The following is a 12685-nucleotide window of genomic DNA, read 5'->3' as shown; positions in this document are numbered from 1 at the left end:
TGGCTTTGGGGGGCGTGGTGCTCCTCGCCAAACTTATCACTGAATTGCTCGCGGCGGCGTGACCGAGTGGTTGGCCCCCAAGAACAAACTCGCTGGAGTTTCTTATGAACCAGTCCAAATCCGCGAGCATGCTGGACGCTCGCATACTCGTTCCGGCCATAGGGGATGCGTTTCGGAAACTGAATCCGAAAAGCCTCGCTAAAAACCCGGTCATGTTCGTCGTCGCCGTCGTGTCGGTCCTGACGACGGTGCTTCTGCTCAAGGACATTGCTACAGGAGCCGAAAGCGTCGGCTTCTCTCTGCAGATCGTGCTGTGGCTTTGGTTCACCGTGCTCTTCGCCAATTTCGCAGAGGCCGTGGCCGAAGGACGCGGCAAGGCGCAGGCTGAATCGCTCCGGCGAACCCGCACGGAGACCCAGGCTAAGCTGCTCTCGAACGGCGGCTCCGACTACAAAATGGTGCCGGGCGCCACGCTGAAGGTCGGTGACGTCGTTCTTGTTGAACCGGGCGACATCATCCCCTCTGATGGCGAAGTCATTGAGGGTGTGGCCTCGGTGAACGAAGCGGCGATTACGGGCGAGTCAGCTCCGGTCATCCGCGAGTCTGGCGGGGATCGCTCTGCCGTCACGGGTGGCACCCAGGTCCTTTCCGACTGGATCAAGGTCCGGATCACGGCTGCGGCCGGCTCGACCTTCATCGATAAGATGATTGCTCTGGTCGAAGGCGCCGAACGCCAGAAAACGCCGAACGAGATCGCGCTCAACATCCTGCTTGCGGGAATGACGTTGATCTTCGTACTGGCCGTGGTGACCATCCCGAGCTTCGCGACCTATGCGGGCGGGTATGTTCCCATCATCGTTCTGGTCGCCCTGTTCGTCACGCTCATCCCGACCACCATTGGCGCACTGCTCTCGGCCATCGGCATTGCCGGTATGGACCGGCTGGTCCGCTTCAATGTTCTGGCCATGTCCGGCCGTGCCGTTGAAGCCGCCGGCGACGTCGACACGCTGCTGCTTGACAAGACCGGCACGATCACGCTCGGCAACCGTCAGGCGAGCGAGTTCCGGCCGATCCGGGGCGTCACCGAAAAGGAACTCGCCGATGCAGCGCAGCTTGCTTCGCTTGCCGACGAGACTCCTGAAGGCCGCTCGATCGTCGTGCTCGCCAAGGAAAAATACGACATCCGCGCACGCGACATGGCGAGCCTCAACGCGACATTCGTCCCGTTCACGGCGCAGACCCGTATGAGCGGCGTCGACCTAGAGGGCTCGTCCGTCCGTAAAGGCGCGGTCGATGCGGTCTTGAAGCATGTGGAACTCGCCACGGTCGCGACCGGCAGCCCGCGTGCATCCGCTGAAAGCCTCCGTGAGCTCCAGGCTATCGCCGACGAGATTGCCAAGGCAGGCGGCACGCCGCTCGCCGTGGTGAAGGATGGCCGCCTCCTCGGCGTCATCTATCTCAAGGACATCGTCAAGGGCGGCATCAAGGAGCGGTTCGCCGAGCTGCGCCGCATGGGCATTCGCACGGTGATGATCACCGGCGACAATCCGATGACCGCGGCTGCTATCGCCGCCGAGGCCGGCGTCGATGACTTCCTGGCGCAGGCGACGCCGGAGAACAAGCTGGCGCTGATCCGCGAGGAACAGGCTAAAGGCAAGCTGGTGGCCATGTGCGGCGACGGCACCAACGACGCTCCGGCGCTTGCGCAGGCGGATGTGGGTGTGGCCATGAACACCGGCACGGTCGCAGCCCGCGAGGCCGGCAATATGGTGGATCTCGACAGCGATCCGACCAAGCTGATCGAAATCGTGGAAATCGGCAAGCAATTGCTGATGACACGGGGCGCGCTGACGACGTTCTCGATCGCCAACGATATTGCGAAGTATTTCGCAATCATCCCGGCGATGTTCCTGGCGTTCTATCCGCAGCTTGGTGCGCTCAACATCATGGGCCTTGCTTCACCGCAGAGCGCTATCCTGTCGGCGATCATCTTCAATGCCCTTATCATCGTGGCGCTGATCCCGCTGTCGCTGAAAGGCGTGAAGTATCGTGCGATCGGAGCCGGTTCGCTGCTGTCCCGGAATCTCCTGATTTACGGGCTGGGCGGCATTCTCGTGCCCTTCGCCGGTATCAAGCTCATCGACATGGCCATCACAGCCGCTGGCCTCGTTTAGTCGAAAGCGGTCACCAGAGACACAATCCGCGAAGCGATATCCATCAGCAGCGGACCATTCAGGACAGAAACGATGCTCAAGCAAATCAGACCCGCGATTTTCTTTATTGTCGCACTAACCGTCATAACCGGTCTCATATACCCCCTTAGCGTGACCGGTATCGCGCAGGCCATTTTTCCCCAACAGGCCAATGGGAGCCTCATTGAACGTGAAGGCGTGGTCATAGGCTCCGAACTCATCGGCCAGAACTTTGCCGGCGAGCGCTACTTCCACCCGCGTCCTTCGGCTGCCGGTTCAGATGGCTACGATGCCGGCGCGTCCAGCGGATCCAATCTTGGCCCCACCAGCCAGGCGCTTCGTGATCGCGTCGCAGCCGATACTGAGGCTCAGCGGGCCGCGAACGGTGGCGCAGCGGTCCCCATGAACCTTGTTACGGCCTCTGGCAGCGGCCTCGATCCCCATATTACGCCTGAGGCCGCCTACTTCCAGGTGGGCCGTGTCGCCAGAGCGCGCGGCATCGATGAGGCCACGGTGCGCGTACTGGTCGATCAGCACGTCGAGCAGCGCATACTCGGCTTCCTGGGAGAACCCGTGGTCAACGTTCTCAAGCTGAACCTGGCGCTCGACAGCGCCAATAGAGGCTGAATGAAGTTGTCAGGACGGCTATAATAGCCGTCCTGACCGTTGATCCGGAGTCATGAAGTGTCTGACGACCCAATACGAGAGCAGAGCCGTCCATCGCCCGATGCATTGCTGGAAAGTGCGCAACGGGAGACGCGCGGCCACCTCAAGATCTTTCTTGGGGCGGCGCCGGGTGTGGGCAAGACGTACGAGATGCTCATGTCGGGCCGGGCCCAGCGCGCAGACGGCGTCGATGTTGTCATCGGGGTGGTCGAGACCCACGGGCGGGCGGAGACCGAGGCTCTGGTCGAGGGGTTCGAGATCGTTCCGCGCCGCACTGTGCCGTATCGAGGGCATGTGCTCGATGAGATGGATATCGACGCAATTCTGGCGCGCACGCCGGCGCTGGTCCTGGTGGACGAGCTCGCCCATACCAACGCGCCGGGCAGTCGCCATCCGAAGCGCTATCTCGATGTAGAGGAACTGCTCGCGAACGGCATAGACGTCTACAGCACCCTCAACATCCAGCACGTCGAAAGCCTCAACGACGTGGTGGCGCAGATCACACGGATTCGGGTGCGCGAGACCGTTCCGGATTCGATCATTGACCGCGCCGACGATATCGAAATCATCGACATTACGCCGGGCGACCTGATCAAGCGCTTGAACGAGGGCAAGGTCTATCTGCCCAAAACAGCGAAGCGTGCGACGCAGAACTACTTTTCGCCGAGCAACCTGACCGCGCTGCGCGAACTTGCGCTTAGGCGGACAGCGCAGCGCGTTGACGATCAACTGGTGACGCACATGCAGGCGCATGCGATCGCCGGGCCGTGGTCGGCCGGCGAACGCGTCCTGGTTTGCATCAACGAACGCCCTGGAGCGATGGCGCTTGTGCGCTATGGCCGGCGTCAGGCGGACCGCTTTCGTGCGCCATGGGCCGCGGTTCACGTCGAGACGAGCAAGGACGCCCGACTCTCCGAGCAGGATAAGGACAAGATTGCCAGCGCCTTGCGTCTCGCTGAGCAGCTCGGAGCCGAAGCGGTTACCTTGCCCGGCGAGAACGTCGCGCAAGAAATTCTGACCTACGCATCCACCAACAACTACACACACGTCATCGTCGGCATGCCGACCTCGCCCAGGTGGCGAGAGATTTTCGCGGGCTCCGTTTCGCATGATCTGATCCGCGCCAAGACGGATGTGAGCGTTCATGTCATCTCGCCGGGCAACGGCGAGGAAACGCGATCTCCAGCGACAGTCAGCGCGCGGCCCAAACGACGAATCGACTTCGGCCACTATCTGTGGAGTTCGCTCTACGTTGCCATGGCGTTGGGCACCGGAACGGCGCTGTCGCGCTTTCTGGATGTCCGCAACATCGCCCTCGTCTTTCTAATGGCCGTGCTGGCCTCGGCGATGGGCGGCGGCCTTTGGCCGGCGCTGTTCGCTTCCGTGTTGGGCGCGCTAGTCTTCAACTTCTTTTTCCTCGAGCCCCGTTACACGCTGGATATCGGCGATCCCGAGAGCGTCGTGGCCTTCGCGTTTTTTCTCGGCGTTGCGGTTGTTGCCAGCAATCTGGCGGGCCGGGTGCAAAGGCAAGCCGTGACGGCGCGCCAGCGGGCCAAAACGACCGAGGGCCTTTATCTCTTCAGCAAGAAGCTCGCCGGCGCCGGGACCTTGGGCGACGTTCTCTGGGCCACGGTCTATCAGATCGCTTCCATGCTTCAGGTCAGGGTAGTGGCTCTGTTGCCGGAGAACGGCCGCATCGCGGTCCAGGCGGGTTTCCCGCCCGATGACACGCTCGACGATGCCGATATTGCGGCGGCCCAGTGGGCCTGGGAGCATGACAAGCCTGCAGGGCGTGGGGCGGACACGCTGCCGGGAGCGAAGCGCCTTTACCTCCCTCTGAAGACCGGCAGGACACGGGTCGGCGTCATTGGTCTGGACAATGACAAGCAAGGGCCGGTTCTGACGCCTGTGGAACAGCGGCTGTTCGACTCACTGGCAGATCAGGCCGCTCTGGCGATCGAGCGCATCCAGCTGGTCGCCGATGTCGACAATGCGCGTCTGGCCGCCGAGGCGGACAAGCTGCGCTCCGCGCTTTTGACGTCACTATCGCATGACCTCAAGACGCCTTTGGCGTCGATCCTCGGTTCGGCGGGAACGCTCAGAGACTATTCGACATCCCTGACCGATTCCGGTCGGGTCGAGTTGCTGACGACAATTGTCGAAGAGGCCGAAAGGCTCAATCGGTTCATCGCGAACCTGCTCGACATGACCCGGCTGGAATCCGGCGCTGCGGCGGTATCGCTGACGCCACTGTTCATCGGCGACAGCGTCGGCAGCGCGCTCCGCCGAGCTGAGAAGATTTTGGCTCTCCATAGGGTCGACCTTGCCGTGCCGCCCGATCTGCCGATGGTCCGGCTCGATCCGGTCTTGTTCGAGCAAGTGCTGTTCAATCTGCTCGACAATGCCCGCAAATACGCACCGTCAGGGTCGCGGATCGGGCTTCGGGCGTGGGCCGACGAGAGCCACGTCACATTGCAGGTCGTCGATGAAGGGCCCGGCATTCCGCCCGACGATCTCACCAGGATTTTCGACAGTTTCTATCGCGTCCGGAAGAAGGACCACGTCCAGGCTGGAACCGGGCTTGGACTTTCCATCTGCAAGGGATTTGTCGAGGCGATGGGCGGAACGATTTTCGCGACCAACCGGGCCGACAGACCCGGCGCCATTTTCACGCTGCGGTTTCCGATCGGACCGGAGCCCTCGACTTTGGAAGGAAGGATATGAGTACGTCCGTAGTCAAGATTCTCGTCGTCGATGACGAGCCGCCGATCAGGAAACTTCTGCGCGTCGGCCTGACAGCCGAGGGCTATGCCATGGTCGAGGCTGCAAACGGCGAGGACGCCGTCGCGCTGCTCACAGAGGAGAAGCCCGATCTCATTCTGCTTGATCTCGGGCTGCCCGATATTTCCGGCCATGAGCTGCTTGAAAGGTGGCGGGCCGAGCTTGTCGAACTGCCGATCGTCATCCTCTCCAGCCGGACCGATGAAACGGGCATCGTCAAGGCGCTGGAACTGGGCGCCGATGACTATCTCACCAAACCATTCGGGATGCGCGAGCTGGCGGCGCGCATTCGGGTGGCGCTCAGGCACAAGCTCCAGCAGCAGGGCGAACGCCCGATATTCCAGGTCGGCGATCTCTCGGTCGACCTGGTGAAGCGGATCGTCAAGGTCGCAGACAAGGAGGTGAAGCTCTCACCCAAGGAATACGAAATCCTGCGCATTCTCGTGCAGCACGCGGGCAAGGTCATCACGCACCAGCACATCCTCAAGCATGTGTGGGGCGGCTCGACCGATGTCCAATATCTGCGGGTCTATGTCCGCCAGTTGCGGCAGAAGATCGAGGCCACGCCCGATCAGCCGCAATATATCCTTACTGAAACTGGTGTCGGTTACCGCCTCCGTGAGCCGGAGCAGTGACCACGCGCGCTCGTCTACGGGCGGGCGACTTAACGTGAGTACTCCTATGAACCTGTCATCTGCCATCGCACCAGAGGACGTGATCCTTGATCTATCCATCTCGACAAAAGCCGTCCTGATCAAGAAGCTGGCCGCGCATGCGGCCGCCCGCACCGGGCTGACTGAGGAAACGATCCATACAGCTTTGCTAGGACGCGAGCGTCTGGGTTCGACCGGCATCGGCCATGGCGTCGCCATGCCTCATGCGCCGGTTCCCGGACTTCAGGCATCCTTCGCCGCGCTGATGGTGCTGAAGAAGCCAATCGAATTCGAGGCAGTGGACGACCTTCCGGTCGATGTTGTCTTTCTCCTGCTCTCGGCCCCCGAAGGCAGCAACGAGTACCTGAAGATTCTCGCCGCGGTCGCACGCCGGACCCGCGATGAGCAGGTCATGAAAATGCTGCGCGGCGCGAAGACCGCGACTGCCGCGTATTCGGTCCTGGTAGAGCAGCCGGTATGAGGAGTTTCCGACGACCGGATCGACAGGAGGTCGCGGAAGTCGCCGGCTTCGCCCGAAAGGCGGGGCCGGGACAAATCGTAGTTGTCTTTTTTAAAGGGGACCGTTGCCCAAGGCCAATGGTCTTGAGGGAGTTATCGCTTCCTCCGCCGACAGACTGAAGGTCGAGTGGATGGAGGAGGAAAACCAGGACTCAGAGGGGCCTTCTTTTCCTCCTGTGTCGGCGAAGATCCCGTTTGACCTGAGCTCGCTTCAGTATGTCGTGGCGGCGGCGGACTACCGCTCCTTTCGGCGCGCTGCGGAGGCGTTGGGCCAGTATCCGGCGACAGTGAGCCGGGGCGTGCAACGCATTGAGGATGTGGTGGGCGTTTCGTTCTTCGAGCGATGCCCTTCCGGGATTCGCCTGACGCATGCCGGAGAGCAATTTGTCGCCGCCGTCCGTCCAGCGATTGACCAGATCATGCGAGCGACCCAAACCGCCGGCGCGGCGGGTCGCGGCGAAAACGGCAGCCTGAGCATCGGCGTTCTGACGTCGCTTGCGGGCGGGTTTCTGAGGGAGCTCATCGAAAAGTATGCCTTGCTACATCCAGAGGTGGCCATAGAGATCAGAGATGGGGGACGGGCTGAACACGTCGCCGCACTGCGGGCGCGACAACTGGATATCGCTTTTATCACCGGGAATGGCGCGATCGCCGATTGTGAAACAGCCGAACTCTGGCAGGAACGAGTGCATGTTGCGCTCTCGGCGGATCATCATCTAGCCGAGCGTGAATCGGTCGAATGGTCGTGGCTTCGCGACCAGAAATTCCTAGCGACAAAATGTGCGCCGGGGCTCGAAGTGCATGATTACATCGTTCGTAGGCTGGCGGATTACAGCACCTATCCTGCGATCGAGATCATGCCCTGCAACCAGGAGACCCTGATGAATATGGTCGCAATCGGCAGGGGCATAACCGTTGTGTCGGCCGGCTGGCGCTTTGTCTCTATCCCTCGGCTCGTGCTGCGACCTTTGGTCGAGGACGAAGACATAGTGCCGTTCAGCGCAGTTTGGGCACCCGGCCGGGATAACCCGTCACTTCGGCGTTTTCTCTCGCTGGCCTCGAGACTGGCGTCCAAAGACTCTGGCGAGCGTCCGCGGCGGCTCATCTGATCTTACCGGACCGGGGTCTGGGTCGCGATCACTCGCGATTTCGGCGCGCTTTGGCGAACCCCCGGTCCGTCGCCATGAACCGCTCAAGCATCGGAACAATGAGCTTTTTGGGGTCGATGATGGGCTGGCCGGATTCACGGCCAAGCGCCTCCGCATAGGCACTGAGGTCGCGGTGAAGAGCGCCGGGGAGATCCAGGGTTATCTTCACCGGCTTGTCCTCGGCGATCGGGCCGAGCTTCAGTTTGGTCATTGCGCTGCTCCATAGGGTTCGAGCACCAGGTCGCGAGTGACGATCACGCGGACCGGGAATCCCGGCCGGATTGTCAGGGTGGGCGCGACCTGCAACTGACGGCGGATGATCTGCTGGCCAGCGTCATTGATGGTGTCCTGGGCGCCGTCGCGAATCGCGCGGATCAGGCGGTCCTCATCATCGACCGCGAGCTCGGCGCCCACGGCGAGAAGGGTCGACAACCCGGCGGCTTTCGCAAGGTCCCACCAATGGTAGTCGACGCCGTCCTCAAGGCCGGAATAACCTTGCGTGTCGGCACCGGGCTGGCGTTCCAGGACAATAGAGCGCCCGTTCGGCAAGATCAGCCGGTTCCAGACCAGCAGCACGCGGCGCTGTCCGAAGCCGACATCATTGCTGTATTCGCCGATGATGCGCGTGCCCTGGGGGACGAGCAGGATGCGGCCGGTGGGACTGTCATAGATGTGCTCGGTCACCTGGGCGGTGATCTGGCCGGGAAGGTCGGAGCGGATGCCGGTGATGAGGGCTGCGGATATCACTGCGCCGGCCTGAAGCACATAGGGAGATGCCGGCGCCATGACGCGATCTGGCGACACCGTTCGCCGATCGACGGTGGCATTGAGGAAAGCGCTCTGCCGGTCTTGGGCGGTTGGCGTTCCAACCTGCCCCGGCAGACCGAGGCCCGCCAGTGGCGGATTGCTCATGCCGGGGCTTGCGGGCGGCGCGCCCGTTCCGGGTCCGGTTTGGAAGAACACCCGGCTCGTTCGGGCAGCTTCTTCCTCGGCGAGACGACGTTGCTCCTCGGGATCGACCTGAGGTGTCACCATTGCTGGCGGCACGACGGGCTGGCCGCGGTTCTGGGCGTCGAGGATCGGACCGCCGAGATCGCCCGGCAAAGGCGGGCCGAGTACCGGTCCGGTATAGTCGCGCGGCAGTCCCGCAAGACCATCGGCAGTGGTTCTGTTCTCCGTGGAATAGAGCTCCTCGTTGCCAGGCCCGCCTTGGCGCGTCTGCAACGCATAAATCAGAGCGCTGCCGATGCCGATGCTGGCGACGAGGCCGACACCAGCCAATACCTTGCGGGACAGCCGGGTGACGCGCGGAGGCTCAGCGCGCAGCCGCATGGTCGAGGTTGATTCGACAGTGGGACCGGCGGGCGCCAGGCCGTCATCGCGGTTATCTTCCTTGTTGCTCATGACGCTGGCCTCCCGTCGGTACGGACAATCCTGACGGTTTGCTGGCGGTCGCCGCTGCCGAGTCTCAGCTCGGCCGCGCCGAAGAGGCGATCGACGATCAGGATGTGCTGGAAAATGCGGCTGTTGACGATCTGCGCTTCGCCATCGGAACCAATGACGAAGAGCGGCGGCATCTCGCCCTGGACGATGCCGCGCGGGAACTCAACATAGACCCGCCGTCCGTCATCATAGACCGACACCGGCCGCCAGGGCGGTGAATCGCCGGTCAAGCCATAGCGATAGTTGCGCGCCGAGGCGACGGGGATGACGGGCGTCGCCGGGACGCTCTGCCTCTGACCTGCGGGCGGCTGCGGGTAGGCCCAAGCGACGGCTGGCATATAGGGCGCTTCGCCGGAGCGCAGCTCGATCATGTAAACCCGCCGATCGGTCGTGATGACGAGGTTGGTCGTGATGTCAGCGCGACTTGGCTTGACGAGGATATGGACGCGACGGGTCGCGCCGCTGCCGCTTTCGGTATCGCCGATGATCCATCGTGCCGTGTCGCCGGCGGCGATGGGACCGGCCCCTGTCAGGCTCTCCCCTGGCTCCAGCGCGATATTGGTGATCTGCCCGGGCGCGGCATAGACCTGATAGAGCGCGCCTTCGCTCCACGGATAGATCTGGATCGAGTTGAAATAGCCTTCGCGGCGAGGCTGAACGCGGGCGGCCGAGTTGGCGTTCTGGACGCGCCCCTCCGGGGTGTTGGCGGCTGTTCCCCCTCTTGCCGGCGTCCATGCCGGAGGGACATGCAATGGCCTCGGCTGCGCGTCCGCAACGACTGCCGGCACGGCGGGCAGCGGCGGCACGTCCGAGTCGTAACTGATTTGCGGCGGCCGATTGGTCGCGCAACCGGCAAGTACGGTCGCGGAAAGCAGAACGACCGCCAGGCCAGATTTGGGAAAACCCTGAAACGCGGATTTGCTCATCGGAGGGCGGCTCATTGGCTCATCTCCCGCGACCAGTTGATGGCATTGACATAGATACCCAGGGGATTGGCGCGGAGGCGTTCTGCGTCGCGCGGCGTCTGGATGACGATGGTCAGGATGGCGGTCCAGCGTTCTGTCCGGGCGAGCTGGCCGTTTTCATAGTGACGCTCTATCCAGGCGACACGGAAGCTATCGGGGGAAGCCCGGATCACACTTGAGACTTCTACGGCGACTTGCTGGCGGCCGACCCGTGTGAAGGGGTCGTTGGAGCGGGCGTAATCGTTCAGCGCTGCGGCGCCGCGATCAGTGGTCCATTCATAAGCGCGAAGCCAGTTCTGGCGCACGATGATGGCGTCAGACGGAATCGCGCGGGTCTGTTCGATGAAGCGAGCAAGGTGGAAAGCGATCTGAGGGTCGTTGGGCCGATAGTCCGCGGAGGCTGGCGCGACGGTTTGCGCCTGGCCGAGATTATCGACCTGCACGACCCAAGGCACGACGGTCCCGCGTGCTGACTGCCAGACCAGGGCTGCGGCAAACCCCGTTGTGAGAATCAGGCTGCCGAACGCCATGTAGCGCCAGTTCTTCGCCTGCACGCGGGCCGAGCCGATGCGTTCGTCCCAGACCTGAGCAGCCTTCTGATATGGTGTTTCAGGCTCGGGTGTCTTGCCATAGTGGGTAGCGGGTCGTTTGAAGAGGCTCATGAGCGATCACTTTCAGAAAGGTTGACGGAAGAGCCGCCGCCATGGCTGTCGCCGGAGCGCACGGCGTGACCGGCCGCTGAGACGCCGTGGCTGAGGGCCTGGCTGCGTTTCATGCGCTTTGCCCAGTCAGGGGCTCCATCTCGCGGAGGGCTGGCGGAAGCGTGGGCAGCGTCGGCGCCGCCGATGGTCCCCATGGTCGAGGACCCGCCGGTGGCTCCGAAACCGGCCTTCGCGCCTTCGGCGAAGCTGGACTTGACGCTTTCGCCAGCTTTCGTTGCGGCGCGCTTGAGCGGCGATGCGGCAGCCGAACCTGCTGCGCGTGCGACGCCTCCGAGGCCCGAGGCCACGCCCGACGCGCCAGTCTGACCAAGAGAACCGAGACTGTAGGCCGAGGATGCAGCGCCGGCAGCGGCAGCGCCACCACGCACGGCGGCGGCTCCACCGGACATGGCGGCGGCGCCGCCTTTGACGGCCAAGCCCGCTGCACCACCTGCGGCCAGCGCCGCGCCGCCGACGGCAAGCCCCGTGCCGACTGCGGCGCCGGCGCCGAGCTGCGGACCGCCTGAGACAAGGCCGCTGGCGATGCCAGGACCGAAGATTCCCAGGCCGAGCAGCGAAAGCGCAGCGAGGACCACGGCCATGGCCTCGTCAATCGTAGGGGTCTCGCCGCCGAAGCCAGCGGTAAACTGGGAGAAGAGGGTCGATCCGATGCCGATGATGACGGCAAGCACCAGGACCTTGATGCCGGATGACACGACATTGCCCAGCACGCGCTCGGCCATGAAGGCGGTCTTGCCGAACAGCCCGAAGGGTATCAGCACAAAGCCGGCAAGCGTCGTGAGCTTGAACTCGATCAGCGTTACGAAGAGCTGCACAGCCAGGATGAAGAAGGCGAGAAGCACCAGAGCCCATGCGAACAGCAGGCAGGCGATCTGGATGAAGTTCTCGAAGAAGGCGATCCACCCCATCAGATCGGAAATGGATTCGAGCAGTGGACGGGCGGCATCAAGACCGGTCTGCGCCACCTTGCCGGGGCGCAAAAGATCCTGAACGGTGAAGCTGGTGCCCGAACCCTTCAGACCGAGGCCGGCGAAACTGTCGAAGACGATGTTCGCCAGATTGTTCCAGTTGCCGATGATGTAGGCGAAGACGCCGACGAAAAGTGTCTTCTTTACAAGGCGCGCGATGATGTCGTCGTCAGCTCCCCAGGACCAGAAGAGCGCTGCCAGCGTCACGTCGATGACGATGAGGGTTGTGGCGATGAAGGCGACTTCGCCGCCAAGCATGCCGAAGCCGGAATCGATGTAGCGGGTGAAGGTCCCGAGGAATGTGTCGATGACGCCGGTGCCGCCCATGGATCACTGTCCTTGATTCTGAGGTGGTGCTGTGGGCGCCGGCGCACGGCCGAGGAAGCGGTCGCGGGTTTCGGCCCAGACGCGCATGCAGTCCGCATCGCTAGCGGCGCTCTGACCAAGCTGCTGGCACCGGCGTTGAGCCTCGCGCAGGGGATCGCGCACGGGCTCTGCAAGACCCGCGGGCTCCTCTGCGGGAGCTTCCTCCTTCCGGGTCATCTCGATCGCCGTCGCAGTGATCGCGATGGCGACGAAGACGACCGCGCCGAGCCGTGCCAGCAGCTTGCCATCCATGCTCGCGCCC

General features: G+C 63.1%; 12 protein-coding genes. 6 read left to right on the top strand and 6 right to left on the bottom strand.

Going from position 1 to position 12685, the window contains the following annotated elements; translation table 11 throughout:
- Positions 1-104: 104 nt before the first annotated feature.
- The 6 genes from kdpB (at position 105) to RT513_RS08110 (ending at position 7920) form a co-directional block, all read left to right on the top strand.
- The gene (gene kdpB / locus RT513_RS08135; protein ID WP_290685155.1) at positions 105-2174 is read left to right on the top strand and encodes a potassium-transporting ATPase subunit KdpB; all 2070 of its coding nucleotides are present in this window, start codon (positions 105-107) and stop codon (positions 2172-2174) included.
- 72 nt (positions 2175-2246) lie between these two features.
- On the top strand, positions 2247-2819 hold the full coding sequence (gene kdpC / locus RT513_RS08130; protein WP_003168929.1) for a potassium-transporting ATPase subunit KdpC: 573 nt from the start codon (positions 2247-2249) through the stop codon (positions 2817-2819).
- 57 nt (positions 2820-2876) lie between these two features.
- Complete coding sequence (locus RT513_RS08125; protein WP_290685150.1) at positions 2877-5582, top strand: sensor histidine kinase KdpD; 2706 nt, start codon at positions 2877-2879, stop codon at positions 5580-5582.
- On the top strand, positions 5579-6274 hold the full coding sequence (locus RT513_RS08120; protein ID WP_003168927.1) for a response regulator transcription factor: 696 nt from the start codon (positions 5579-5581) through the stop codon (positions 6272-6274). Before RT513_RS08125 ends, RT513_RS08120 begins: the two co-directional genes overlap by 4 nt.
- Before the next feature lie 46 nt (positions 6275-6320).
- Entirely contained in the window at positions 6321-6773 is a 453-nt protein-coding gene (locus RT513_RS08115; RefSeq protein WP_003168926.1) for a PTS sugar transporter subunit IIA, read from the top strand.
- Between the two features lie 103 nt (positions 6774-6876).
- Entirely contained in the window at positions 6877-7920 is a 1044-nt protein-coding gene (locus RT513_RS08110; RefSeq protein WP_010395146.1) for a LysR family transcriptional regulator, read from the top strand.
- A 28-nt stretch (positions 7921-7948) separates the two neighbouring features.
- Here RT513_RS08110 and RT513_RS08105 read toward each other — a convergent pair whose 3' ends face one another.
- The 6 genes from RT513_RS08105 to trbK-alt form a co-directional block, all read right to left on the bottom strand.
- Positions 7949-8170 carry a DUF2274 domain-containing protein gene (locus RT513_RS08105; RefSeq protein WP_290685143.1) on the bottom strand — a complete coding sequence of 74 codons (222 nt, stop codon included), beginning with the start codon at positions 8168-8170 and terminating at the stop codon, positions 7949-7951.
- Entirely contained in the window at positions 8167-9291 is a 1125-nt protein-coding gene (locus tag RT513_RS08100; protein ID WP_290685258.1) for a TrbI/VirB10 family protein, read from the bottom strand. Before RT513_RS08100 ends, RT513_RS08105 begins: the two co-directional genes overlap by 4 nt.
- Positions 9292-9359: 68 nt before the next feature.
- On the bottom strand, positions 9360-10343 hold the full coding sequence (gene trbG, locus RT513_RS08095; protein ID WP_010395141.1) for a P-type conjugative transfer protein TrbG: 984 nt from the start codon (positions 10341-10343) through the stop codon (positions 9360-9362).
- On the bottom strand, positions 10340-11029 hold the full coding sequence (gene trbF / locus RT513_RS08090; RefSeq protein ID WP_290685140.1) for a conjugal transfer protein TrbF: 690 nt from the start codon (positions 11027-11029) through the stop codon (positions 10340-10342). The genes trbG and trbF overlap by 4 nt, the downstream gene beginning before the upstream one ends.
- Positions 11026-12384, bottom strand: coding sequence for a P-type conjugative transfer protein TrbL (trbL, locus tag RT513_RS08085; RefSeq protein WP_010395136.1), 1359 nt, complete (start codon positions 12382-12384; stop codon positions 11026-11028). The genes trbF and trbL overlap by 4 nt, the downstream gene beginning before the upstream one ends.
- A gap of 3 nt (positions 12385-12387) precedes the next feature.
- Positions 12388-12675, bottom strand: a complete 288-nt coding sequence (trbK-alt, locus tag RT513_RS08080) for a putative entry exclusion protein TrbK-alt (RefSeq protein ID WP_010395132.1) — start codon at positions 12673-12675, stop codon at positions 12388-12390.
- Positions 12676-12685 lie beyond the last annotated feature (10 nt).

Origin of the sequence: Haematobacter sp. (assembly GCF_032102465.1) — a bacterium.
Lineage (GTDB): Bacteria > Pseudomonadota > Alphaproteobacteria > Rhodobacterales > Rhodobacteraceae > Haematobacter.
The sequence above is the reverse complement of the archived record's forward strand: the minus strand, read 5'-3'. Positions and strand labels throughout refer to the sequence as shown.

Coding starts and splice junctions, on each gene's coding strand:
- trbK-alt (WP_010395132.1), bottom strand. CDS start 12,675: ATGGATGGCAAGCTGCTGGCACGGCTCGGCGCGGTCGTCTTCGTCGCC.
- kdpC (WP_003168929.1), top strand. CDS start 2,247: ATGCTCAAGCAAATCAGACCCGCGATTTTCTTTATTGTCGCACTAACC.
- kdpB (WP_290685155.1), top strand. CDS start 105: ATGAACCAGTCCAAATCCGCGAGCATGCTGGACGCTCGCATACTCGTT.
- RT513_RS08105 (WP_290685143.1), bottom strand. CDS start 8,170: ATGACCAAACTGAAGCTCGGCCCGATCGCCGAGGACAAGCCGGTGAAG.
- trbL (WP_010395136.1), bottom strand. CDS start 12,384: ATGGGCGGCACCGGCGTCATCGACACATTCCTCGGGACCTTCACCCGC.
- RT513_RS08115 (WP_003168926.1), top strand. CDS start 6,321: ATGAACCTGTCATCTGCCATCGCACCAGAGGACGTGATCCTTGATCTA.
- trbF (WP_290685140.1), bottom strand. CDS start 11,029: ATGAGCCTCTTCAAACGACCCGCTACCCACTATGGCAAGACACCCGAG.
- trbG (WP_010395141.1), bottom strand. CDS start 10,343: ATGAGCCGCCCTCCGATGAGCAAATCCGCGTTTCAGGGTTTTCCCAAA.
- RT513_RS08120 (WP_003168927.1), top strand. CDS start 5,579: ATGAGTACGTCCGTAGTCAAGATTCTCGTCGTCGATGACGAGCCGCCG.
- RT513_RS08100 (WP_290685258.1), bottom strand. CDS start 9,291: ATGCGGCTGCGCGCTGAGCCTCCGCGCGTCACCCGGCTGTCCCGCAAG.